Origin of the sequence: Methylomagnum ishizawai (assembly GCF_019670005.1) — a bacterium.
GTDB classification, from domain to species: Bacteria; Pseudomonadota; Gammaproteobacteria; order Methylococcales; family Methylococcaceae; genus Methylomagnum; species Methylomagnum ishizawai.
The window spans coordinates 3,929,619-3,953,092 of sequence record NZ_AP019783.1 but is presented as its reverse complement, the minus strand read 5'-3'; the positions used below and the strand labels follow the sequence as shown (position 1 = coordinate 3,953,092).

At 63.6% G+C, this 23,474-nt stretch carries 19 protein-coding genes; 8 read left to right on the top strand and 11 right to left on the bottom strand.

Annotated features, from left to right (window positions below; all coding sequences use genetic code 11):
* Positions 1-17: 17 nt before the first annotated feature.
* From K5658_RS17840 to K5658_RS17810, 7 genes are read right to left on the bottom strand one after another with little or no spacing between them, the layout of a single operon-like run.
* On the bottom strand, positions 18-1,829 hold the full coding sequence (locus K5658_RS17840) for a vWA domain-containing protein (RefSeq protein ID WP_221064440.1): 1,812 nt from the start codon (positions 1,827-1,829) through the stop codon (positions 18-20).
* Positions 1,826-2,896 carry an AAA family ATPase gene (locus K5658_RS17835; protein ID WP_221064439.1) on the bottom strand — a complete coding sequence of 357 codons (1,071 nt, stop codon included), beginning with the start codon at positions 2,894-2,896 and terminating at the stop codon, positions 1,826-1,828. Before K5658_RS17835 ends, K5658_RS17840 begins: the two co-directional genes overlap by 4 nt.
* Before the next feature lie 7 nt (positions 2,897-2,903).
* Positions 2,904-3,155, bottom strand: a complete 252-nt coding sequence (locus K5658_RS17830; RefSeq protein WP_221064438.1) for a YfhL family 4Fe-4S dicluster ferredoxin — start codon at positions 3,153-3,155, stop codon at positions 2,904-2,906.
* Positions 3,156-3,158: 3 nt separating this feature from the next.
* Positions 3,159-3,653 (bottom strand): pantetheine-phosphate adenylyltransferase, encoded by a 495-nt coding sequence (gene coaD / locus K5658_RS17825; RefSeq protein WP_221064437.1) that lies wholly within the window; start codon positions 3,651-3,653, stop codon positions 3,159-3,161.
* The gene (gene rsmD, locus K5658_RS17820; RefSeq protein ID WP_221064436.1) at positions 3,650-4,213 is read right to left on the bottom strand and encodes a 16S rRNA (guanine(966)-N(2))-methyltransferase RsmD; all 564 of its coding nucleotides are present in this window, start codon (positions 4,211-4,213) and stop codon (positions 3,650-3,652) included. Before rsmD ends, coaD begins: the two co-directional genes overlap by 4 nt.
* Positions 4,210-5,523 carry a M16 family metallopeptidase gene (locus K5658_RS17815; RefSeq protein ID WP_221064435.1) on the bottom strand — a complete coding sequence of 438 codons (1,314 nt, stop codon included), beginning with the start codon at positions 5,521-5,523 and terminating at the stop codon, positions 4,210-4,212. Before K5658_RS17815 ends, rsmD begins: the two co-directional genes overlap by 4 nt.
* Positions 5,513-6,910 (bottom strand): M16 family metallopeptidase, encoded by a 1,398-nt coding sequence (locus K5658_RS17810; protein WP_221064434.1) that lies wholly within the window; start codon positions 6,908-6,910, stop codon positions 5,513-5,515. Before K5658_RS17810 ends, K5658_RS17815 begins: the two co-directional genes overlap by 11 nt.
* Before the next feature lie 110 nt (positions 6,911-7,020).
* Between K5658_RS17810 and cyoE the strand changes: the two genes are divergently transcribed.
* The 5 genes from cyoE to K5658_RS17785 all read left to right on the top strand — a co-directional run bounded on the left by cyoE (position 7,021) and on the right by K5658_RS17785 (position 9,963).
* A complete protein-coding gene (gene cyoE, locus K5658_RS17805; RefSeq protein WP_221064433.1) occupies positions 7,021-7,926 on the top strand; it encodes a heme o synthase in 906 nt (301 codons plus the stop codon).
* Between the two features lie 63 nt (positions 7,927-7,989).
* Positions 7,990-8,664 (top strand): uracil-DNA glycosylase family protein, encoded by a 675-nt coding sequence (locus tag K5658_RS17800; protein ID WP_221064432.1) that lies wholly within the window; start codon positions 7,990-7,992, stop codon positions 8,662-8,664.
* A 60-nt stretch (positions 8,665-8,724) separates the two neighbouring features.
* On the top strand, positions 8,725-8,985 hold the full coding sequence (locus K5658_RS17795) for a hypothetical protein (protein WP_221064431.1): 261 nt from the start codon (positions 8,725-8,727) through the stop codon (positions 8,983-8,985).
* A gap of 56 nt (positions 8,986-9,041) precedes the next feature.
* Positions 9,042-9,455, top strand: a complete 414-nt coding sequence (locus K5658_RS17790; RefSeq protein ID WP_221064430.1) for a hypothetical protein — start codon at positions 9,042-9,044, stop codon at positions 9,453-9,455.
* 100 nt (positions 9,456-9,555) lie between these two features.
* Positions 9,556-9,963, top strand: coding sequence for a hypothetical protein (locus tag K5658_RS17785; protein ID WP_221064429.1), 408 nt, complete (start codon positions 9,556-9,558; stop codon positions 9,961-9,963).
* Between the two features lie 20 nt (positions 9,964-9,983).
* Here the strand turns inward: K5658_RS17785 and K5658_RS17780 are convergent, their stop codons facing one another.
* Positions 9,984-11,984, bottom strand: coding sequence for a peptidase U32 family protein (locus K5658_RS17780; protein WP_221064428.1), 2,001 nt, complete (start codon positions 11,982-11,984; stop codon positions 9,984-9,986).
* A 127-nt stretch (positions 11,985-12,111) separates the two neighbouring features.
* Positions 12,112-14,946, bottom strand: coding sequence for an adenosylcobalamin-dependent ribonucleoside-diphosphate reductase (locus K5658_RS17775; protein WP_221064427.1), 2,835 nt, complete (start codon positions 14,944-14,946; stop codon positions 12,112-12,114).
* A gap of 264 nt (positions 14,947-15,210) precedes the next feature.
* Between K5658_RS17775 and K5658_RS17770 the strand changes: the two genes are divergently transcribed.
* Positions 15,211-16,362 (top strand): acetate/propionate family kinase, encoded by a 1,152-nt coding sequence (locus tag K5658_RS17770; protein WP_221064426.1) that lies wholly within the window; start codon positions 15,211-15,213, stop codon positions 16,360-16,362.
* 89 nt (positions 16,363-16,451) lie between these two features.
* On the top strand, positions 16,452-18,554 hold the full coding sequence (gene pta / locus K5658_RS17765; protein ID WP_221064425.1) for a phosphate acetyltransferase: 2,103 nt from the start codon (positions 16,452-16,454) through the stop codon (positions 18,552-18,554).
* A gap of 39 nt (positions 18,555-18,593) precedes the next feature.
* On the opposite strand, the gene K5658_RS17760 is transcribed toward pta, so the two are convergent.
* Positions 18,594-19,196 carry a hypothetical protein gene (locus K5658_RS17760; RefSeq protein WP_221064424.1) on the bottom strand — a complete coding sequence of 201 codons (603 nt, stop codon included), beginning with the start codon at positions 19,194-19,196 and terminating at the stop codon, positions 18,594-18,596.
* Positions 19,197-19,253: 57 nt separating this feature from the next.
* Positions 19,254-22,424 (bottom strand): VanZ family protein, encoded by a 3,171-nt coding sequence (locus K5658_RS17755; RefSeq protein ID WP_221064423.1) that lies wholly within the window; start codon positions 22,422-22,424, stop codon positions 19,254-19,256.
* Positions 22,425-22,932: 508 nt separating this feature from the next.
* On the opposite strand from K5658_RS17755, the gene K5658_RS17750 reads away from it, so the two are divergent.
* Positions 22,933-23,466: a helix-turn-helix domain-containing protein gene (locus tag K5658_RS17750; RefSeq protein ID WP_221064422.1), complete on the top strand. Its 534-nt coding sequence runs from the start codon at positions 22,933-22,935 to the stop codon at positions 23,464-23,466.
* Positions 23,467-23,474 lie beyond the last annotated feature (8 nt).

Sequence of the window (23,474 nt, the reverse complement as noted above, 5' to 3'; positions counted from 1 at the left end):
GGCTGGCTCCAAGCCTTTCATTCCACCCCGAACACCTCGCCCCGCGCCGGAAACGGCAAGCGCCCGCCCTCCGGCAATAGGAAAGCATGTTCGAACGGGATCTCCAGGCTGTCCTCGCAATAACCATCGGTAATCACCAACACCGGGCCGCGCCGGGGGAAATCCCCGCGCCGGGCCAAACCGCGCAGGCAATCCACGCCCGGTTGCAGGACCGTACCACCCCGTCCTTGCACCGTATAGCGGTCCAGCAGCCGCTCGGGTTCCACCCAGCCGCCGTCGTAAGCCACTGCGTCGCAACACACCAGCCGCACGGCATAGACCTCGCGGGCGATGGCGTAGCTGGCGATGGCTCCCAATGCCTTGCCCAATAATTGCGGTTGCATGGAACCGGAGGTGTCCAGTACCACGCCGAATACCCGGCTTTTGCGCTGCTCTTCCGGGGGCTGGCAGGTGGAAGGCCGTGGGATATCCGGCGTGGAGTTCTGGCGGCGCGAGGGGCGGGCATAGCTGCGGCGGTATTCGGGCGGCGGGAATTGGCGGTCGAACCATTCGGCCAGCTTCACATCCCAAGGGATCGGCGGTTGCGACAGGGCGCGGATGGCCTCGGCCAGACCGGCGGGTATCAAGCCCCGCCCGCTGGCTTGGCAGCGCTCCCAGCCTTGCGCCAAGGCCCGGCGGCAATAGCTTTCGGCGTCGGTGAAACCGGGGCCGCGTTCCTCGCCGAAGAAATCGCATTGCCCAAGGCCGCGCAGGGTGGCGAGCTTGCGGGCGCGGCGGATATCCCGCGCCAGCCGGTCGTAGACTTCCTCCGCCGAGGACTCGGCGAACTCCGGGTCGAACAGCATCCCGATGCTGGGTGGTGTGCCCACCCCCATGGCTTTGAGCCAGCCGTTGATGACGAAATCGCAGGCGGCGTTCCACAGGAAGGGATCGCGGCCCCGGCGGCGGGAGGCGTGGTTCAGCCCGGCGTGTAGGAGTTCGTGGGCGAACACGAACAAGGTTTCCTCCGGTCCCAAACCCGCCGCCGGATTGATCCAGATGCGGCGGGCACCGACATCGATGGCCGCCACCTGGATATCGTAGCGGCGGCAGGATTCCAGGCTTTCTTCGAGGTCGAAGCCCGCCGCCAACGCGCCCAGCAAGGGATGATGGTCGATCAAGCGGCGCTTGGCCCGCTGCGCCGGGCTGTTGGCGCGTGGGCGTTCCGGGGCGTTGCCGCCAGGGTCGGCGGCGATTTCCAGGGCGCGGCCCACGCCTTGGGCGATGCCTTCGGCCAGCAAATCCTTCCACTTCGGGAGCGTGACCCAAGACGGGATTTTTTCATCCAGGGCGCAGAACACTTGCCGACCCCCGCCGCAGCAAGCTTCGCGGAATGCCGTCAAGCGGGGATCGACCTTTTCCACGCACAAAGCCCGGAACAAGACCTCCTCACCCCCCGCCGGGATGTGCGGCGGCGGATAGGCCAGCGCTTCCGGCAAGTGGCCGATCTTCAAATCGCCGCAAAAGCGGTCCGCCACCAGCAAGGCCGCCAATTCCCAAGCCGCTTGCGGCGGGCGGCCCCGCACCCAGCCGAAGCCCAGGCAGGCCAGCATCAAGGCGACGAGCCGCGCCCATTCCTCCGGCGTGGCGCGGCGCTTGGGATGCAGGAACAGATATCCCCTGGGCGTCACCGCCACCCAGCCAGATTCCGCCACATAAGCTTGCTCGATATCGGCCCGGATCGTGGCCCGCTCGGCCAAGGGGGCCAGCACCGGGTTGGCCCGGACCAGGGCGATGCCCGCTTCGCGGGCCTCCCGCGCCGGGTCGGATTTGGATTTCTGGCGGCTCATGGCTGGCCTTTGTCGCGGGCGGCGAGGCGCGGCAGGTCACGCGCCACTTCCACCAGGAACCAAGCCGGCAGGCGCTGGCCCTCGTCGTCCTCGGCCAGCACCGACTGGGCGATCTCCACGCTGATGCGGGCCAGTTCGCGCAAACGGTCCTTGGCCTTTACCGCCAATTGCTTATGCTCGCCGCGCACCGAGGCTTCGTCTTCCGGCAGTTCCTTACGCAATAAGCCCCGGAACGATTGCGCCAGGAAATACAGCACATCGCGGTCGCAGGGCGCGGCGGGCCATTGCGCCTCGCCTTTGAGGATGGCGTGCAAAGTGTGCTTTTGGCGGGTTTGCTTGACGAAGCCTTTGAACTGCCCGGCATGAGCCGGGCTGAGCAGGCCGAAAGCCAGGGCTTCCAGCAAGGTATCGGCGATCCCATCGCCGAAGGAATGCAGGGCGTCGGACAACATATGCCAGCTGCGCGGGGTCGAGAACGGTTCCTCATGCTTGGGCGGTTCGCTCCACAGGTGGTCAGGCCGCAAGCGGAGATAATCCAACACCCAGGCGTGGATGCCGCCTTCGGCCATGGCCCAATCCAGCCATTGCCGATGGTCGGCGCGGAGATGGATATGCGCCAGCCGGTTGATGAGCGCCGAGGGCATGGGCTTGACGATGGCGGCATCCTTGGCCCGGTTGCCCGCGCCGATAACGATGGTGCCGGCCGGCAAATGGTATTCGCCGACCCGCCGGTCCAGGATCAGCGAGTAGAAGGCTTTTTGGATTTCGTGGCTGGAGGCGTTGAGTTCGTCGAGGAACAGCACGAAGGCTTGGGCGCGGACGATATTGGCGGGCGGGAAGAAGCGCGAGCATTCGCCGTCGATCTTGGGGACGCCGAGCAAGTCTTCCGGGGCCAACTGGCTGCCGAGCAAGGACACGCATTCGAGTCCCACGGTATCCGCGAAGCGCTGGACCAGGGCGCTTTTGCCGATGCCGGGCGCGCCCCACATGAACACGGGCCGGACCACGGCGACATGGAGCAGGAAATCGAAGGCTTCGCTGGGGCTGAGTTGGATGGCCGGATTCATACGGCGGTTAGCCTTCTCCCGACAGCAACAAGAACTTCCGATACAGCGTATCCCGGTCCTCGGCATGATGGGGATGCGGGATGATGCATTCCACCGGGCAAACCTTGATGCACTGGGGTTTGTCATGGTGGCCGACGCATTCGGTGCAAAGCCCCGGCTCGATCTCGTAGATGCTCTCGCCCTGGGCTATCGCCCCATTCGGGCAGGCGGGTTCGCACACATCGCAATTGATGCATTCGTCGGTAATCAGCAAGGCCATCGTTCATTTCTCCTGGAAGGCGGCGAATTTGCCGGCCAGCGCCGCCAATACCGGGGGCGGTACGAAGCCCGACACATCGCCGCCGAGTTTGGCGATTTCGCGGATGAGGGAAGACGAGATATAGGCGTAATTTTCGCCGGGGGTGAGGAACATGGTTTCGAGTTCCGGCCCGAGTTGGCGGTTCATCCCGGCCAGTTGGAATTCGAACTCGAAATCCGACACCGCCCGGAGCCCCCGGAGGATCACGCCCGCGCCGTACCTGCGGGCACATTCGACCAGGAGCGTATCGAAACCCACGATCTCGATATTGCCCAAACCCGCGAGCGCCCCGCGCACCAAGGCCACCCGTTCGTCCAGCGTGAACAGCGGCTGCTTGTTCTTGTTCTCGGCCACGGCCACGACCACCCGGTCGAAGATGCGCGAGGCCCGCGTCACCAAATCCACATGGCCGTTGGTGATGGGATCGAAAGTCCCCGGATAGATCGCGGAAATCTTCATGCTTCGCTCCGGTGTCTTTCGTAGAGGAAATAATTGACCTCGCCCGCCGTGCCATTACGCAGCAAGCGCCATGCCGGAGGCAGGCCGTCCAGGTTCACCCCATGTTCGATCTCGAAATAGACTTTGGCCTGGGGCTTGAGCCAGCCGCGTTGTTCCAGCAGGACGCAGGAGGGCACCAAAAGGTTATGGCGGAATGGCGGATCGACGAAAGCGAGGTCGTAAGGTTCGGCGGAACCTTCGAGATAGCGGATCACGTCGGCGCGGACGATCTGGACTTGATCGGCCTTGAGCAGGGCGCGGTTCTGCTCCAGGGCGGCGCAGACGGCGGGGTTCATTTCGACCTGGACCACCTGGGCCGCGCCGCGGGAAGCGGCCTCGAACCCCAAGGCACCGCTGCCCGCGTACAGGTTCAGCACGCGGGCATCCTCGATATCCAGGCGCAGCCAGTTGAACAGGGTTTCCCGCACCCGGTCGGGCGTGGGCCGCAAGCCCTGGGCGTCGGGAAACTTGAGTTTGCGGCTGCGCCAGGTTCCGCCGATGATGCGGAGTTCGTTCCTCACTTCACCGCGCCCCCGACCAGCACGGTTTGCAGATGATCGGGATCGATCCGCGCCTTGAAGGCCCGCTTGATATCGTCCTTGGTCACGGCCTGCACCTTCTGGGTGAAGGTGTCGAGATAGTCCAGCGGACGGTTGTAGAAGGCGATGGAAGCCACTTCGCCGGTGAGCTTCTGGTTGCTGTCGAGGCGCAGCACGAAGCCGCCGACGATGTTTTGTTTGGAAGCTTCCAATTCCTTGTCGGTCGGGCCTTGCTCGACGAAGTCCTTGACGGTTTTGATCGCCACCTGCACCGCTTCCTCGGCCTTGTCGTTGCGGGTTTGGAGGCCGATCTCGAACGGTCCCGCCACCCGCTGCGGATAGAAATAGCTGTAGGCGCTATAGGCGAAACCGCGTTTTTCCCGCACTTCCATGCTGACCCGCGACACCAAGCCGCTACCGCCCAGGATGTGGTTGCCCACGTAGAGCGCGAAATAATCGGGATCGTTGACCTTCATCCCCAGTTGACCGGCCAGGACGTGGGTTTGCTCCGATGGGAAGGCGGTTTTGACCGGTTCCGGTGTTTTGTTCGGCACGGGATCGGGCAAGGGCGGTTGGGCTTCGCCGTCCGGGAGGCCGGACAGCAGGGTGTCGGCCATGGTTTCGGCCTCGGCCCGCTTCACATCGCCGACGATGACCACGATGGCGTTTTTCACCACATACAGGCGCTTGTGGAAATCGACCAAATCCTCGCGGGTCAGGGGTTGCACGGTTTCGGTGAAACCTTCCGCCGGGTGGGCGTAGGGATGGTCGCCGTACAGGGCTTTCATGAAGGCGATATCGACCAGTTCGTCGGGTTCCTCGCCGCGCTGTTTGATCGCCAGCAGGGTGCGGCTTTTTTCGCGGTCCAGGTCTTTGGGATCGAAACGGGGATGGGCCAGGACTTCCTTGGCGGTTTCCAGGGCCACGCCAAGTTTCTCGGGATGGGTCAGGCTGCGGAGGGACACGAAGGCGGAATCGCGGGCGGCTCCGGTGGCTAGGTTCGCGCCGACGTTTTCCAGGCGCTGGGCGATGGCGTCGGCGTCCCAGTCGCCCGCGCCGGTATCGAGCAGGCCGGAAGTCAGGGCGGCGAGGCCGAACTTGGCCCCGTCGCGGGCGCTACCGGCATCGAATACCAAGCGCACATCGACCAGCGGCAAGCCTTGGGTCGGCACGAAATAGACCCGGCCACCGCGGGCCGTGGTCCAATGCTCGATCTTGGGCACGGCGAAGCTTTGCGCCGAAACCACCAGCAGGATCAGGAAAAAGCAACGGGATAGGCGCTTAGCGAACATGGCCACCTCCCATCGCCGGGGATTCCTCGGGGGCCGGCATGCCTTCGGGCAAGGGCTGCGGGTCGAGATGGGCGACGCTCAGCCGGTTTTCGATCAGGTATTTCTGGGCCACTTTCTGTACTTGCTCCGCTGTCACCGCGTTCACCTTATCGACGTATTCCTGCACCTTTTTCCAGCCCAGGCCCACGGTTTCCGCCATGCCGAGTTGCATGGCCTGATAGAACATGGAATCGAGCTGATAAACATGGCCCGCCAACACCTGGGCCTTGACCCGCTGCAATTCGTCGGCGGACACCGGCTCCTCGCGCAGGCGGCGGACTTCCTCGCTGAGCGCCTTTTCCAACTCGGCGACGGTCTTGCCTTGGGCGGGCGTGCCTTCCAGGGTGAATAGCTTGTTCATGCGGGCGTAGAGATCGTAACCGGCCCCGGCGGAGGCGGCGATTTGCTGGCCGCGCACCAAGCGGCTGGAGAGGCGCGAGCTATTGCCGCCATCGAGGATGCCTGCCGCGACTTCGAGGGCGTAGGCTTCCCAATCCTCGGTCACGGTGTTCAACACCGGCACCTTATAGGCCATCGCCAGATAGGGCAGTTTGGCGGGCAGCTTGACCGTCATCCGGCGTTCCCCGAGTTGTTCGACCTCGCGTTGCGGTTTGAGCGGGGCCAATTTGCTGGGCTTGAGCGGGGCGAAATATTTCTTGGCCTGCTTGTAGACCTCGTCCGAATCGACATCGCCCACCACCACCACGGTGGCGTTATTGGGCGCGTACCACTGGCCGTACCACGCCTTGAGATCGTCCACCTTCAGCCCGGCCACATCGTCCGGCCAGCCGATCACGGGATTCTTATAAGGGCTGTTGGTGAAGGCCAGCGCGTCGAAATGCTCCTGCATCTTGGCGCGGGGCTGGTCGTCGGTGCGCAGGCGGCGTTCTTCCAACACTACCTGCTGTTCCTTGGCGAATTCCGGCTCCAACAGCTTGAGGTTGCGCATCCGGTCGGCCTCCAATTCGAAGCTCACCGGTAAACGGCTCTTTTCCAAAGTCTGGAAATAAGCGGTGTAATCCTCGCCGGTGAAAGCGTTTTCGCGCCCCCCGTTTGCTGCGATAATGCGGGAAAACTCCCCCGGCGGATGCTTCGCGGTGCCCTTGAACATCATGTGTTCGAGCATATGCGATATTCCGGTGATGCCGCCGTATTCGTAGCTGGCCCCGACCTTATACCAGACCTGCGAAACCACGGCGGGGGCGCGATGGTCCTCCTGCACCAAGAGTTTCAAACCATTATCCAGCAGGAATTCGCGCACCTGCGGCTCGGAGGCCGCCAGCGCGGACGGCGAGGCCCATGGGATCAAGGACAGCAGAACCCAGGCAGGTCCATGCGGAAACTTCATTACGTTCTCCTTGGGAAATTGTTCTTAAAACGCGGCCCGGAGCCGCCCGTTGAATCGCGGCGGGCGCGTGTTCGTGCCGCCGCTATTGTAATCGAATACCGAAACCCACCATGACTACCCCCACTCTTCCCGCTTCCGCAGCTTCCGTTTCCGTCACCTGGCGTGCCTATCTGGGGCTGTGCAAGCTCCGGGTGGTCGGGGCCATCGTGTTCACGGCGGTGATCGGCATGTTCCTGGCCGTGCCGGAACCGCCGCCCTTGATGCTGTCGTTCTGGGCCGCGCTCGGGATCGGCCTCGCCGCCGCGTCCGCCGCCGCGCTGAACCATGTCTACGACCGCGAGGCCGACAGCAAGATGGGCCGCACCGAGTACCGCCCGCTGCCCCAGCACCAGTTGGAGCCCCGGCAGGCCAATTTCTTCGCCGGAATCCTGTGCCTGCTGTCGATGGCGATCTTGGGATTCTTGGTGAATCCCTTGACCGCCGTGCTGACTTTCCTGTCCTTGATCGGCTATGCCGTGATTTATACCCGCTATCTCAAGCGGGTCACGACCCAGAACATCGTCATCGGCGGCGCGGCGGGCGCGGCTCCGCCGGTATTGGGTTGGTGCGCGATCACGGGGAGCTTGGACCCGCATTCGCTATTGCTGTTCCTGTTGATCTTCGTGTGGACGCCGCCGCATTTCTGGCCCTTGGCGCTGGCGAAGAAGGATGAATATAAGCTGGCCGATATGCCGATGTTGCCGGTGATCTATGGCGACGCCATCACCAAGCTGCATATCCTGCTGTATACCATCCTGCTGTTCATTTCCAGCCTGTTGCCTTATCTGACCCATATGAGTGGCTTGATTTATCTGGGCTCGGCGGTATTGTTGGGGCTGGGGTTTTTGTATTTCGCCGTGCGGCTGTGGAAGGCCCAGGATAATAAGTTGGCGATGAGGACTTTCGGGTATTCGTTGTTTTATTTGATGGGGTTGTTTTCGGCTTTGTTGGTGGATCATTATGTGCGGATTGGTTAACAGAGGTTTTTTATTAACTTTTATCCTCAATCACAGAGCATAAGTATCCTCAAGGATTAGATCATGGAAAACTCGAAGCAAAAACAGTACGTAGAACTCGTTCAACTAAGGAAGAAATGCCATATATGCGAAGGCTTAACCAACCCCTCATGTTATGCGGAAGGAGGATACGATTCATGTGAAATAGGTCCATGGACCCAATGGCAAGGAAATTTGGATGCACAATTGATGGTAATAGGCCAAGACTGGGGGACACCGAACGATTTAGGAACAGACGACTCCAAGAATCCTACGAACGTAAACCTTGCAAGGCTATTGAATTCGATTGGCATAAATATTCAACCCACATCCGCCAAGAATCAACCCCATATCCTTTTTTTCACAAACACGATCCTATGCCTTAAGGAAGGAGGACTGCAAGCACCAGTCAAAACTCAATGGATCAAGAACTGTGGAAAAAACTTCCTTAAACAAAACATCGAAATAGTAAAGCCAAAAATTGTAGTCGCATTAGGAAGGAAAACATTTGAAGCGATCCTCGATACTTACAAAATGCCATACGGTCGTGGCGAAAGTTATGCGCAAATAGTAGAGCGGGGAGAAATAATAATTTCAGAAAAAACGCGCTTATTCCCCGTATTTCACTGCGGAAGAAGGGGGATGACGAATAGAAATATGCAATTGCAACTAAATGATTGGCAAGAAATAGGCCGAACTTTAGTCCGACAAGATGGGTAGAGGCGATAAACGAAACCTATCGAAACCCTATCCGATCCTATCAACCATCGGAAACCCGCCATGACCACTTCGATTGACCTACCCGATTCCATAGGAACAAGGCTATCGGCCTATTGCCAAGCCGAAGGAATCTCCGAAAGCGAAGCTGTCAAACGGGCCTTGGATATGCTGTTCGGAACGCCGCCGCAATCGACGGCTTACGAACTCGGCCAGCAAGGATTCGGCTCGGACCAAACCCATGCTGGGGATATCGCCCGCAACAGTAAGCGGCTGCTGCGCGAAAAATTCCGCCACATGGCAAGATGGCTAGAGGCACGATAGCCAAAATTCATCGAAACCCACCCGCCCCATCCTTTCATAAAGAGGAACACCCCAAAATGTCGCAAAGCCTATCCCTGATAGAATACCCTGCCGACGAACATGGTAATCTTTATGAAGACCATTCCCGCATCATCGAGTCGGCGTTTATTACCCCCGAAGTCATCAACACCATCGAAGCACAACGATTGCTCGAAGACAAAACCCTGCTTGAGGAACCAGGAGCAAGCGCATCCTCCGTGATGAAATGCCTTGAGGATTCCTCAATCGACAAGGTTTTATCCCTTCTAGAGATCGAATTCGTAAAGTCCATCACTTCGGAAGCCGCCAGCAATGCGAAAGACATACTTATCAGCGGAGAAATCTCCTCTTTGATCAATGATTTCCGCACCATCGCCAACCTGCACCATGTTATAAAGCTCAAGAAAGAAAAATTCGAGCATCGCCCCAATGTGGTTTTGAAACTGGGATAAAGGCGGTGAGTTCCAACAAAGGCAAAGATGGGGAAATGCGGGTTGTCAAAATCGTCGCCGATATCGTCATCCAGAAGGTTTCGATTTCACCCGCCCCACCGTGACCAACGAAAGCGATATGGGAGCGGATTTAATGCTTAAATCTTCGCCGCAATCGTTGCGCCGCTTGCTTCAAATCGCCGCTGGAAATCCACGACCCACCGATGAACCCGACCCGGAACGCTCGAAGAAAACCATAGAATCCAGGGTCGACGTGAAAACGACACAGAATAAGCTACAAACCGATACCATCGAAAAATTCGCTGCGGACGTGCTTAAACATCCCAAATGTACCGGCCATATCCTGATGGGTGGAAGCAATTTAACCGGCCCCGCGCAACGGAAATTCGATCAATACAAAACGGTCTTTGAGCAAAAAGGCAAGGTATTGGGTTATATCTCCAATGAGGGGGTCGGTAGATTGGAAGCAGCGTATGCGAAACCCATCGCACCGTTTTTAGAAAAATAGCGATTGGCCCATCGCAAACCCTACTGCGCCTTCCCATCCACGCCACCCGCCACCGTCCCAGGCCGGGTCCGGTAAAACCGCAAAGGTTGCGCTTCCACCTCGTTCAGCACGGCGCGTTTGATCTTCCCCACCACATGCATCTCGCAGGCTTTGCAGTCGAACTGCAAAGTCAGCTTCTCCTTGCCATTCACCAATTGCAGCGGCTCGGCCTTCACCGTGCCCTGGACGCCGGTCACGCCCTTGGTTTGCTTGGGGCAGAGCGACAGCGAATAACGCACGCAGTGCTTGGTGATCATCAGGCTGACCTCGCCCAGCGCTTCGTGGCTTTCGTAGGCGGCTTCGACCACCCGCACGCCATGCTTGAGATAGAAGCGCTGGGCCGCATGGTTGTAGACATTGGCGAGATAGCTGAGGCTGTCGCCGGGATAGCGGGCGGGCGGTTCCAGCGGCAGGGCGCGGGGCAGGCGGGTCCAGGCCTCGGCGCGGGCTCGTTCCAATGCGGCGATGCCGTCGCGGCGCAGCGCGTTCAACAGCGAGGCGGGCCAGAAGCCGGGCCGGTCGCGTTCCAGCGCTTGGATGGAAATTCCACGCGCCTCGAATAAACTGTTGCCCAGTTTGCCCAGGGCTTCCCGCATCGCGGTTTCGGCGCGGGCCGGGTCGCGGGCGGTTTGGTGGCCGTGGGCCAGTTCGACATAGGCGGCGTGGCCGTCCTCGTCGCCGAGTTGCAGGGCCAAACCATCGGGCGTTTCGATTAGGGTCAAATCCACGGCGATGCGGCGTTCCGCCGTGCGGTCGCTGTCCATCAAGCGCTCCCAGGCCATGTCGCGGCTGCGGGAAAGCGCCACGCCCTTCCGTAAATCCTTGAGTTCGGCCATCGCTTCGTTGGGGAAAGCCCGCCACCGCGGCCCGCCCAAGGCTTCGGCGATATTGACCCGGAAGCCCCGCAATTCCTTCTGCAAATCGAAATAGGTGAGGGTGTCGCCGTTGTTGAGATTCGCGACGCCTTCGTCCAATTCCAGCTCGAAATGATCGGCGGCGGTCTTGACCACCCAGCCCAGCGGCAACCCGGCGGGTTTGGGCGTGTCGAACGCGCCGATATCGTCCTGGCGGCCATTCACGAAATAATCGGTGCCGCCCCGGTTGAAGCTGCGTTCCGGCTCCGGGGTGAACAACAGCCGGGTCGTGCCGCTGGACGCCCGGCCCAGGCCGGTCCGCTCCGCCAGCAAATCATCCAGCAGGCGGCGGTAATGGCCGGTGATGTTCTTCACATAGGCCATGTCCTTGTAGCGGCCTTCGATCTTGAAGCTCCGCACCCCGGCTTCGACCAGTGCCCGTAGGTTGGCGCTCTGGTCGTTGTCCTTGACCGATAGCACATGCTTCTGGTGCGCCACGATGCGGCCCTGGCCGTCCAGCACTTCGTAGGGCAGGCGGCAGGCTTGCGAGCAATCGCCGCGGTTGGCGCTGCGCCCGGTGTGGGCGTGGCTGATATAGCACTGGCCGCTATAGGCCACGCACAGTGCCCCGTGGACGAAGAATTCCAACACCGCCCGGTCCAGGCCAGCGGCCACGGCGCGGATTTGGTCCAGGGTCAGTTCGCGGGCCACCACGATCTGGGAAAAACCGACGTCTTGCAGGAAGCGGGCTTTTTCCGGGCTGCGGATATCGCACTGGGTGCTGGCGTGGAGTTGGATCGGGGGCAGGTCCAGCATCGTGAGGCCCATGTCCTGCACGATCAACGCATCGGCCCCGGCCTCGTAGACCTGCCAAGCGAGGTCGCGGGCGGTGTCCAGTTCGTCGTCGCGCAGGATGGTGTTGAGCGTGACGAAGATGCGGGCGTTGTAGCGGTGGGCGTGGCGGGTCAACCGCTCGATATCGGCGATGTCGTTGCCGGCGTTGTGGCGGGCACCGAAATCGGGACCGCCGATGTACACGGCATCCGCGCCGTGGTTGATGGCGGCGATGCCGATGTCGGCGGTCTTGGCGGGGGCGAGTAGTTCAAGATGTCGGGGGGAGGCGCTCATGGGGGAACTCTGGATGGGTGGTGGCCGGAAGAAAAGTAGGGTGGGCATGTGCTCATGCCCACCTTTCAATGAATGTCGCGGTGGGCCGGGAATATCGGTCCACCCTACAATCGATGATGAAACCGCGCTAGCCGCAACTCCCCACTGCCCCGCACGCCGTGCAGAACTCGCAGCCATCCTTGAGGATCACCGCGTAATTGCCGCATTCGTTGCAGCGCTTCCCAGGCTTCACCTCCATGGCCCCGACCGAACGCGCCCGCAGCGGAATCACGTTCTCGGCGTCATAGGCCACGATGCCCATGTCCTCCATCGGGAAACCTTCCTCGTCCAGAATCCCCAGCATGGCGTAGCGGTGCAACATCAGCCGCGCCAAATAGGCCACGGTCGAGGGGAAATTCGACTTGCGTTGCCCGCCCGGCACCCAGGCCAGGAAATCGCCGCGGGGTTCCGGGAAATCCTGCAACTGCCGCAGCTTGGCCCCGATCCAGGCCGGGTCGATCACGCGCATATCGTAGGACAGCGATTTGCACAGCCCGTCCAGCACCTTGGGATATTCGCCCGACAGCCACACCGAATAGGGGCGGCGCTGGCCGTTGGGCAGCACCAGTTCCTTCAGGCCCATGACGAAATCGTCGCCGGTAGCCGGGTTGAGAATATCCACGGTCCAGGACAGCGTGCCATCCGGGCCGGTCTTGGGTTCCTTGGGCGACATCAGGGCGTGGAGGACCGGGGTTTCGGTGATGTGTTCGAACGCGCCCAGTTCCGCGCAACGGTAATGCACCAGCCGGGCGAACCCGGAGACCAAACTCGGCACCCGCGTCGGCGTGCCTTCGGGCGGCATCGGCAGGTCGAAACCATCGTCGCCGGAGGCTTTCATCAGGCTTTCCAGTTTGGCCCTGAGCCAGCCGCGGTCGTTGGAGCGGAGGTCCATCGACAGCGATTTCGCCAAAGCGCCCAGGCCACGCGGCTGCTCCGCGCCATTGATCCACACCTCGAACGGGGCGCGGTGCCCATTCTCCAGATGCCCCACGAACACCGCGAACGAACCACGCGGATGATCGACCATATAGCACCAGGACGGATTGCCATTGCCGGGCCGGGGACGGCGTTTCCAGCGCAGCGAGGCCAGGGCCGGTTCCGGCACCCGTTCCAGGCGTAGGCGGCGGTTGGGATCGGATTCGTCGAAATCGGGTTCGGCGGTGGCGGTCTGCGCGGCCTGGGCCTCGGTGGCTTCCAGCACCGAGCCGGTGATGAGGTTGGGGCGGAAGGTCGCCAAACCCTTGAGGCCGTTGCGCCAGGCTTCGAGGTAGAGGTCTTTGAAGGACTCGAAGGGGTAGTCGGTGGGGACGTTCACCGTCTTCGATATCGACGTGTCGATATAGGGCTGCACCGCCGCCAGCATCCGCATATGGTCGAGGGCGGCGATATCCAAAGCCGTGACCCAATGCGCCGGGAGCTTGTCCACATCGCCGCCCGCCGCCCGGTACAGCCGGTAGGCGTGGTCCTCCACCGCGTAATCCAGGCTGCCGCCGTCGGGCATGCGCTTGCGGCGGGTGTAGGTCCAGGAGAACGGCGGTTCGATGCCGTTGGAAGCGTTGTCGGCGAAGGCGAGGCTGATGGTGCCGGTGGGCGCGATGGACAGCAGGTGGCTGTTGCGGAGGCCATGCTGACGGATCGCGCTTTGCAAATCTTCCGGCAGGCGGCCGGCGAAACCGGCGGCGAGGTATTTTCCGGCGTCGAACAAGGGGAAAGCGCCCTTTTCTTGGGCGATGGCCACCGAACCCCGGTAGGCGTGGTCGCGCAGGGCCGCGGCGATTTTACCCGCCATGGCGCGGGCGGCGTCGGTGTCGTAGCGCAGTCCCAGCATGACCAGGGTATCGCCCAGGCCGGTGAAACCCAGCCCGATCCGGCGTTTGGCCATGGCTTCGGCGTGCTGGGCCGCCAGCGGCCAGAAGGTGATGTCCAGCACGTTGTCGAGCATCCTGACCGCCAGGGCGACCACCTCCTCGAATTTGGAGAAATCGAACCGGGCTTGTGCCGTGAACGGGGCTTCGATGAAATGTGTCAAATTTATAGAGCCAAGACAGCAGCATCCGTAATCTGGAAGAGGTTGTTCCGCGCAAGGGTTGGTCGCTTCGATACGTTCCGCATAATAAAGATTATTGTCGGTGTTCATCCTGTCCATGAATAAAACGCCCGGCTCGGCGTGGTCGTAGGTCGAGGCCATGATCTGGTCCCACAAATCCCGCGCCCTAAGGCTCCGGTAGACCCAGCGCCCATCTTCGCGCCGCTTCGCGCCGATCTCGGGATTGGGTTCGGCCTGGTGGACCAATTCCCACGCGGCGTCGGCCTCGACCGCCCGCATGAAATCGTCCGTCACCGCCACCGAGATATTGAAATTGGTCAGTTCCCCGGCCCGGTCCTTGGCGTGGATGAATTCCTCGATATCGGGATGGTCGCAGCGCAGCACGCCCATCTGCGCCCCGCGGCGGCTGCCCGCCGATTCCACCGTCTCGCAGGAGCGGTCGAACACCCGCATGTAGGAAACCGGCCCCGAGGCGTTCGAGGCCGTGCCCTTGACCCTGGCCCCCTTGGGCCGGATGCGCGAGAAGTCGTAGCCCACGCCGCCGCCCCGGCGCATGGTTTCGGCGGCTTCCCGCAGCGCGACATAGATGCCGGGCTTGCCGTCGCCGTCGGGTTCCGAGATGGAATCGCCCACCGGCTGCACGAAGCAATTGATGAGGGTGGCATGGATATCGGTGCCCGCCGCCGACATCACCCGGCCCGCCGGGATGAAGCCCTGGCGCAGGGTTTCGAGGAAGCGCGGCTCCCAGGTGTCGGGTTTGGCTTCGACCGCGGCCAGGGCGCGGGCCACGCGCTGGAAAATCTGTTCGGCGCCGGTTTCGTCGCCCTTGGCGTATTTTTCGCGGAGGACGTCGCCGGAAATGGGTTGTGCTTGCATGGTGTGGCTCCTGGGGGATATCCGGTTATTGTAGTGGCCCGCCGCCCTGGGCGGGGCGGTGGCGGGGCGCGGATAGTACCGGATTCGCGCCGACGAGGGGATGCGTGAAGCGCTGCGTTTCCCGGCAATCACTCCGGCCTGGAGTCGGGATTCGCGTCCGCCGCCTATAATCCGACTTGAACGCCGGTATCTTGCGCGTGGCCTGGGGCCACGGCGGGCGGTGTGTTGATGGAATCCGCATTTTCCACCTTGCCGATAGCCGCCATGCCGAGAAAAATCCTGGTCCTCAATTCGGGCAGTTCTTCCCTCAAATACCGCTTGATCGACCTCGACGGCGAGGCGGTCCTGGCTTCGGGGCTGGTCGAGCGCATCGGCGAGGACGGTGCGCCCGCCGCCGATCACCGGCAGGCCATCGCCGAACTGGTGCGGCGCTTGGAAGCTTCCGGCCATTGGCGCGGCGCGGGCGATTTGTACGGCATCGGCCACCGGGTGGTGCATGGGGGCGAGAGCTTCGCCGCCGCCGCGCGGGTGGACGATGCGGTGGTCGCGGCCATCCGCGCCGCCATCGCCTTGGCCCCTTTGCACAATCCGCCCAATCTCCTGGGGATCGAAGTCTGCCGCGAGCTATGGCCGGGCGTGCCCCAGGTCGCGGTGTTCGACACCGCCTTCCACCAAACCATGCCGCCCCAGGCCTACCGCTACGCCTTGCCGGAAAGCTGCTATGGCGGGATGCCCATCCGCCGTTATGGTTTCCATGGCACTTCGTTCGCCTATGTCACGCGCCGGGTGGCGGAGTATCTGGGCCGCCCCCAGGCCGCGCTGAACCTGATCGCCCTGCATCTCGGCAATGGCGCGAGCGCCTGCGCCATCGGCGGCGGGCGCAGCCTGGATACCTCCATGGGCCTGACCCCGCTGGCCGGTTTGATGATGGGCACCCGCTGCGGCGACCTCGATCCGGGCGTGGTGCTGCACCTGCTGGGCCAGGGCCGGACCCTGGCCGAAGTGGCCGGGCTTTTGAACCGGGACAGCGGTTTGAAAGGCGTCGCGGGCGGCAACGACATGCGCGACGTGCTGGTCCGCGCCGACGCGGGCGATGCCGAGGCCGGTTTGGCGGTGGCGATGTATTGCCATCGGATCAAGCACTATGTCGGGGCCTATAGCGCGGTGCTGGGCCGGGTCGATGCCCTGGTGTTCACCGGCGGCATCGGCGAACACGCCGCGCCCATCCGCCAGGGTGTTTGCGCCGGGCTGGCGAACCTCGGCATCGTGTTGGACGAGGCCGCCAATGCCGCCGCCGGGCCGGGCATCGCCGAACTCCAGGGGGGCGGCGGGGTGAAAATCCTGGTGGTGCCCACCGACGAGGAATTGGAAATCGCCCGGCAGGCGGGCGGGGTCATCGCCCAGGCCGCCGTATGAGCGGTTCCATCGGCCCCCAGGCTCCGCCCGGAAACCGGCGCGGACCCGTGCGTTCCCGCGCCACCCACCCTTGATCGCCAAGCAAAGCCATGTGTATATCGCTTTATATCAGTACCATCGAGGCCGGGAGCGGCAAATCCGCCGTCGCCCTGGGGCTTATCGAATACGCCCTCCGCAAGACCACGCGGGTGGGGTTTTTCCGGCCCGTGATCCACGAACCTCCGCCCGGCAGGCAGGACGAGGATATCGATTTGATCCTGCGCCATTTCTGGCTGCCCCAGCCCTACGACGCCTCCTATGCCTGGACCGACCGCGAGGTCGATCATCTCCTGGGCCAGGACCGCCAGGACGAGGTGCTGGACCGCATCATCCGCTGCTATAAGTTCCTGGAGCAGCATTGCGATTTCATCCTGTGCGAGGGCACCGATTTCCTGGGCGATACCAACGTCCTGGAATTCGATTTCAATTGCGTGATCGCCAAGAACCTGGGCTGCCCGGTGCTGATGGTGGGCAATGCCCATGGCCGGGCGGTGGGCGATACCTTGCACGCCGCCCGCATCGCGGTCGATGCCTACGCGGAACGCGGTTGCCGGGTGGCGGGGATACTGCTCAACAAGGCCGAACCCGAGGCGATCCCGACCCTGACCGCCGCCTTGCAGGCCGATTTCGGCGCGGGCCTGGACCTCCTGGCCGTGCTGCCCTTCGACCAGAAGCTCAAGAGCCCGCGGGTGCGCGAGGTCGCCGAACAATTGGGCGCGGAGGTGTTGTTCGGCCATAGCCGCCTCGACACCTTGATTTCCGGCTATCTGATCGCGGCCATGCAGGTGCAGAATGCCATCACGTGGCTACAACCGGACCAATTGGTCATCACGGCGGGCGACCGCGCCGATATCGTCATCGGCATGATGCAGGCCGACAAATCGGCCAATTATCCCCGGCTGGCGGGCATCGTGCTGTCGGGCGGGGTGCGGCCCGATCCGGCCCTGGTCCGGCTGATCGAGGGTTCGCGCGATCCCTTGCCGGTCCTCCTGGTGAAGTCCGACACCTTCACCACGGCCTCCCGCGCCGCCGAGGTGCATACCGCCATGGTGGCGGGCGACGCCGAGAAGAGCCAACGCGCCATCGGCAACTTCGACGCCCATGTGGACCTCGCCAAGCTCGAACATCTGTTGAGTAACATCCGGGGCGTGGGGATGACGCCCAAGATGTTCACCTACAACCTGGTGGTGCAGGCCAAGGCCGACCGCCGCCATATCGTCCTGCCGGAAGGCACCGATACCCGCATCCTCCGCGCCGCCGCCGATTTGTCGGCCCGCGGCATCGTCGAGATCACCCTGCTGGGCATCGCCAAGAACATCGAGCAGATGGTCCGCGCCCAGAGCATCCCCTTGGACCTGTCCTTGGTGCGCGTGGTCAATCCCGCCGACAGCCCCCAGCTCGAACGCTACGCCGAAGCCTTCCACCGGCTCCGCAAGCACAAGGGCGCGACCCTGGAAACCGCCCGCGAATATATGCTCGATGTGTCCTATTACGGCACGATGATGGTGTACCTGGGCGATGCCGACGGCATGGTCTCGGGCGCGGCCCATACCACCCAGCACACCATCCGTCCGGCCTTGCAGATCATCAAGACCCAGCCGGAGGTGTCCATCGTGTCCTCGGTGTTCTTCATGTGCCTGGACGATGGCGTGGTGGTGTACGGCGATTGCGCGGTGAACCCCGCGCCCGATCCCGAGCAACTGGCGGAGATCGCCATCAGCTCGGCGGAGACGGCCCGCACCTTCGGCATCGAGCCGCGGATCGCGCTCCTCTCCTATTCCTCGGGCGAATCGGGCCAGGGCGAGGATGTGGAGAAGGTGCGCAAAGCCACCCGCATCGCCCGCGAGCGGCGGCCCGATTTGAAGCTGGAGGGTCCGATCCAATACGACGCGGCGGTGGACCCTGGGGTGGCGGCGCAGAAAATGCCGGGTTCGGAGGTGGCGGGCCGGGCCACGGTGTTCGTGTTCCCCGACCTCAACACCGGCAACAACACCTACAAGGCGGTGCAGCGGGAGACCGGGGCCATCGCCATCGGCCCGATCCTGCAAGGCTTGAACAAGCCGGTGAACGACCTGAGCCGGGGCTGCACGGTGGAGGATATCTTCAACACGGTGGTGATCACCGCGATCCAGGCGCAGAAGGGCAAGGGCTGAGGGCGGGGCGGCCCACCCGGAAGGGTGGGCATGGGCTGCCTATGGGGAGCAGTTGGAAATATTGCCCGTGGGCTTGCCGGTGGAGACATTGGCCGCGACCAGTTCGGTGCCATTGGCGGCCGTGCAGAACGAGAGTTTGGTGCTCGAACTGGATGTGCCTTGACTGGGGGTATTGCCATAGACGATATAGGTCATCTGGAGCGTGCCATAGGTGTATTTTACGGTCGCACCCAGGTTGCCGGGCCCGGGGATGTTGACAAACGCCCAGCTACCCACCGGGGAATTGTCGGGGTCCGCCGGATCGGCGCTCGTGTTGCTGTGCTGCTCTATGATGCTGCCGCCGCTAGCGCCGGCGGTGTGGAACTCATGCCAGGTGCCGGTGATCGCACCGGGCGTTCCGTTGGTGTTCGAACCGGTGCTGCTCGCGCCCGTGCCGGTGCCGCAGACAAGGCGACCGCTCAGCGCGTTGACCAGGCTGCTTCCGGTGGAGGTATAGCGGGTCCAGCAATTGCCTTCGCCTAAGGTGCATACTCCGCTGCCCGGTGAAGTTTCACCGCCCGCGCTGGAGCATTGCGCCCCGGCTTCCCGCCCCAAGCCGACACACAGGATTAACCCCGCCATCATGATCGTGTTCAGTTTCATAAGCCTGATTCCTCGTTTTCGAAAGCAAGTATTTCGGGGTTGGGAGAATGGACGGCGCTACGGGCCGCGTTGGCCGGAACCCCACAATCCGGCACCGAAACAGCAGAGGTAGAATAACATCGACAATCGTGGGGCATCCATCGTGCTCCCCAATAATCCCACCGCCAGGAAACCCACGATCCCCCCGGCCAATCCCGCCGCCGGGAGCCGTCCCGCCCAAAGGCCCGGCCCGAGCGCCCGGCCCGTCCCCGCCAGCAGCGCCACCAGCGCGGCCAGCCCCAATCCGCCCTGGGCCACATAGAGTTCCACCGCCATCTGGTGGATATGCCAGGCCAAATCCTGGTCCGCCGCGAACAGCCAGCCCGCCGCGCCGCGCCCGAAGCCGCCGTTCTCCAATAATTCCCGCCCGTCCGGCCCCTTGAGGCTGATATCGTCCAGGTCCAAGGGCTCGCCGCCGCCGGGATTGTGCAGGGAGAGCTTCACCGTCCGCCAGCCCCGGCCCAGGTCGCCGGAATCCCACTCGACATCGACCCCGCGCCAGCCCGGTCCCGCCGCGGCCATGGGCGGGACGCCGTCCGCGCACGCGAAGGAATAGAGCAGCGCCTTGGCGCATAGGGTCGCTTCCAGCGTGGCCCCGCCCCGTTCCCGCCGCAGCCGGGCCGAGAGCGTGTAGGGGGTATTGGGCCGGAGCGCGACGACTTGTTCCAGGAAGGTCGATTCGCCCGCGCCCAGGCGCAGGTAGGTGTTGCCGTCCTCGCGCAGGAGGCTATAGGTGCCCGGCGGATGCGGGCCGTCCCCGCGCAGGAGGTAGAGCAGGGGATATTGGCCGAAGCCCATGCCAGCCAGGGCGGCGGTCGGCCCCCCGTCCATCAGGTCCAGGGCGTTGCGCCAATGGGCGAGGCGGATGGCGAAGTCCTGGGAAGACCGCGCCAACCGCTGCTGGGCGAAGCCGCCGGACAGCACCGGCACGGCGGCGGTGGCGACCAGCACCAGCCCGGCCAGCGCCCAACGCCGATGGGGCGCAGCCCCCGCGCCGGGCCGCAGCATTCCCAACGCCACCGGCACCAACCCCAAGACCAGCCCGGCGTAGCCGCCCCTGGAAAAAGTCACCAACATGGCATAGACCGCCCCCAGCGCCAGGACGCCGCCGCCCAGCTTCCAACCCCGGTGCCGGGCGGCGAGCGTCCGCGCCGCCAATACCGGGAAGCAGAGGGCCAGGAAGGCTTCGATATAGGCGCCGCCGGTACGCATATCGGCGAAGGTGCCGGTGACGCGGAACACATTGTCGAAATCGCCCAGTCCCACGAAAACCTGGCGCTCCCACAGCACGGCCAGGACTTCCACCGCGAGTCCCGCGACCAGCCCGGCCAGCAGCCGGTCGCGCATGGTTTCCGCGTAGGCCGGGGGGATGCGCCGCATCAAGGGTACCAGCAGCAAGGCCCACAATAACCCCTTGCCCACCTGCCAGGCTTCGAGCGGCGAATGCGAACTGGGCGGCAATCCGGCCAGCGGCGCGGCGGGCGGCCACAGTCCGCGCAGGCTGGACAGCGTCCAACTGGTCCATAACAGGGCGATGGCCCACCCCAGCCAGCGGTTGGGCCAGGGCGTGGGCCGGTTGGCCGCGGCCCGCCAATAGCCTATCGCCAGGGCGACCAGCACCGCGAGGTCGAATTCGTTCAGCAGCAGGTCGCCCGTATAGGGCCGCAGGTCCAGGACCGGCAGCAGGGCGGGCAATAGCAGGAACAACAGCGAAGGCCGCCGCCACAGCAATATCCCATAGGCCGACAAGGCCAGCGCCAGCCAAGGCGTTCCGGTGGGATACCAGGCCAACCCGGTGGCGATGGCCGCGCCCGCCGCCAGGGCCACGGCCAATCCCAAGGGATGGGGTTGGGGCCAAGGGGCCGGGGCGGGTGCCGCCGTGTCCGGGGCAGGGTCGCGGTCCGGCTTTCCGGCGAGGTTGTTCGCGGTCCAATCCAGCAGGACGTAGGCCAGGGCTGCGCCGACGGCGGCGATCAAGAGGTTGGTCGGGTCCGGGTGGCGCGGCGGCACCCAGAGCTTGCCCGCTTCCATCGGCAAATCCAACGCCAGGGCGGCCAACCCGGCCAGCCCAGGACCGGCCCCGCCGCGCCAGCCCCGCCACGCCCAGACCGCCACGCCGACCGGGGCGTACATCCCCGCCACCGACAATAGGCTGCTCATGGCCACCATCTCGGTGGAGTAGTAGTGGTAATAGAAGGGCAGGAACCGCACCTGGCCAAGCCGGTCCAGGGCTGCGGCGGCGGGCAGCCAGGGCGGCGACAGCCAGCCGCTGATCTTCGCCAATAACAATAGGTAGGGCAGGGCGGCGAAGGGGATGATCCGGCGCAGCGTCCGGGCCATCCATTCCGGCCCCAGGGCGCGGAGGCTCCGGTCCAGCGCCGCGCCCGCCACCAGCCCCAAGCCCCGTTCCGGGACCGAAAGCCCCTGCGAATAGCCCGAGGCCAGCAGCAATTGGGTCAGTTCCAGTCCCAACCCCAGCCCGCAGCCGAGCAGGAACAGGCGGCGGTAGCCGATATCCGGCAAGGCCCGGGCGATGAGCAGCCCCAAGGGCAGGATGGCGAGGATTTCGCCCGCCTGCCGCGCCAGACAGATCAACCCCCCGCATCCGTCCACCAGCAGCCAGCCTTGTTGGCCCGCCGCCAGTTTCCAGGCCAGTTCCTCGCGCGACAGCACGAAGTCGTAGGGGAACAAGGCCAGGGCGATATAGGCCAGCGCGTAGGCCGTGCCCAGCGCCAGCGCGGATTTCTTCCCGCCCTGCGCGAATTGGTCCAGCAGGTGGGCGACGCGCCGCCGCCCCGCGGCGAACAGGCCGACCCCGGCCAGGCTGCCCAGGATTTCGGCCAGGAGATCGTTGAGCGAGACCGTGCGCGGGGCGAAGAAAATCTGGATGAATTCCACCGCCACCGCCACCCCGGCGCAGAAGGCCAGCACCAACGGCAGGGCCAGAGGGCGCGATTGCGCCAGCGGACGCAGGCCCACCGCCCAATGGCAGCCCAGGAAGGCCAGGGGAAGGTATAACACGAGGTTGGCGATCCAGTCGGCCCGCGACACGATGCCCAGGTCCAGCCAGGGGATGGCGGCGAATTGCTGGAAGGCTTGTTGCAGCGTGACGCCGCGGTACTCGAAGGGTACCAGGCTGCCGTAGACGACGAAGACGAGGTAGGCGGAAAAGGCGTGGCCGGGGCGCATCGGGGAATATCCTGGGCGAAGGGGACGCGGCGCGGTCGCGCCGCCGGGGCAGGATAACCAGCCTGGGGTCGCCGGATCAACCGGAGCGGGATGCGGGCTTGGGAAGGTTAGTTTGCGCGTTCAACTGGGAGGATGGAACGGCTCCCGATCTTATGCCGGGCATCCACCCCCGGCGGGGGCGCGATGGGGGCGGTCATGCCTGGGCGGCTTGTTTAACCGAAGTGATCCGGTCACTCGAAATAGCCATCCCGCAGGGGCGAGTCCGTGATAGCCTTACGGTTTCCTGCGTTCGGATCGCCGGCTTTCCCTATGGGTCGATAGGGGGACGCGCCTGGCGCGGGGGAATTGGATACCGGAGTAATCGCTTTTGATTTACAGCTGTCGCTGGCCGATTCGTTGCGCGTGTTGATGTGTACACCCCGTAAATATATCGCTTTAGCGTGGCCATGGCAACTCTATATCGAATCAAATGCCCCGGATTTTCTTGCAAACAACGTTATTAAGTCATATGGCTGAACTCGAATCCCAACAAAATAGCATCAGGGAAGCGCCTAAACACTATGGCGCGGAACAGGAGCCCACCGACGCCCCAGGGCCGGAACTGGCGGTGGATGCCGAATTCATCGAGCGGATGAGGGCTTGCGCCGACTTGGTGGGTAGTGTCAATGCGCTGGCCCGCAAGTCCGGGCTGTCGCAATCCGGGATACGCCGCTACTTTACCGGCGGCGACCCGACCCGGCGGGTGTTGATCGCCATCGCCGAGGCGGCCGGGGTCAATGTGTTGTGGTTGGTCAGTGGCGAGGGGACGATGCTGAGGGAGTCCCCGGCGGGGGCGGCCGCCCTGGGCGAGGCCTTGGCCCTGGCGCCCGAGATATTGCAGCTCAGCCTCGAGACCATCGAGGAAGCCCTGCTGAAATCGGGCCGCAAGATGTCCCCGGCCAAGAAGGCGGAGTTGGCGATGGCGGTTTACGAACTCTACCGCCGCGGCGATGGCCGGATCGACAAGTCGGCGGTGCTGCGTTTGGTGAAGTTGGCGACCTGAACCCTTGG

Excerpts from the sequence above, each read along its gene's own strand:
- K5658_RS17840 (WP_221064440.1), bottom strand. The coding sequence starts at position 1,829 with ATGAGCCGCCAGAAATCCAAATCCGACCCGGCGCGGGAGGCCCGCGAA.
- K5658_RS17835 (WP_221064439.1), bottom strand. The coding sequence starts at position 2,896 with ATGAATCCGGCCATCCAACTCAGCCCCAGCGAAGCCTTCGATTTCCTG.
- K5658_RS17830 (WP_221064438.1), bottom strand. The coding sequence starts at position 3,155 with ATGGCCTTGCTGATTACCGACGAATGCATCAATTGCGATGTGTGCGAA.
- coaD (WP_221064437.1), bottom strand. The coding sequence starts at position 3,653 with ATGAAGATTTCCGCGATCTATCCGGGGACTTTCGATCCCATCACCAAC.
- K5658_RS17815 (WP_221064435.1), bottom strand. The coding sequence starts at position 5,523 with ATGTTCGCTAAGCGCCTATCCCGTTGCTTTTTCCTGATCCTGCTGGTG.
- K5658_RS17810 (WP_221064434.1), bottom strand. The coding sequence starts at position 6,910 with ATGAAGTTTCCGCATGGACCTGCCTGGGTTCTGCTGTCCTTGATCCCA.
- cyoE (WP_221064433.1), top strand. The coding sequence starts at position 7,021 with ATGACTACCCCCACTCTTCCCGCTTCCGCAGCTTCCGTTTCCGTCACC.
- K5658_RS17800 (WP_221064432.1), top strand. The coding sequence starts at position 7,990 with ATGGAAAACTCGAAGCAAAAACAGTACGTAGAACTCGTTCAACTAAGG.
- K5658_RS17795 (WP_221064431.1), top strand. The coding sequence starts at position 8,725 with ATGACCACTTCGATTGACCTACCCGATTCCATAGGAACAAGGCTATCG.
- K5658_RS17790 (WP_221064430.1), top strand. The coding sequence starts at position 9,042 with ATGTCGCAAAGCCTATCCCTGATAGAATACCCTGCCGACGAACATGGT.
- K5658_RS17780 (WP_221064428.1), bottom strand. The coding sequence starts at position 11,984 with ATGAGCGCCTCCCCCCGACATCTTGAACTACTCGCCCCCGCCAAGACC.
- K5658_RS17775 (WP_221064427.1), bottom strand. The coding sequence starts at position 14,946 with ATGCAAGCACAACCCATTTCCGGCGACGTCCTCCGCGAAAAATACGCC.
- K5658_RS17770 (WP_221064426.1), top strand. The coding sequence starts at position 15,211 with ATGCCGAGAAAAATCCTGGTCCTCAATTCGGGCAGTTCTTCCCTCAAA.
- pta (WP_221064425.1), top strand. The coding sequence starts at position 16,452 with ATGTGTATATCGCTTTATATCAGTACCATCGAGGCCGGGAGCGGCAAA.
- K5658_RS17760 (WP_221064424.1), bottom strand. The coding sequence starts at position 19,196 with ATGAAACTGAACACGATCATGATGGCGGGGTTAATCCTGTGTGTCGGC.
- K5658_RS17755 (WP_221064423.1), bottom strand. The coding sequence starts at position 22,424 with ATGCGCCCCGGCCACGCCTTTTCCGCCTACCTCGTCTTCGTCGTCTAC.
- K5658_RS17750 (WP_221064422.1), top strand. The coding sequence starts at position 22,933 with ATGGCTGAACTCGAATCCCAACAAAATAGCATCAGGGAAGCGCCTAAA.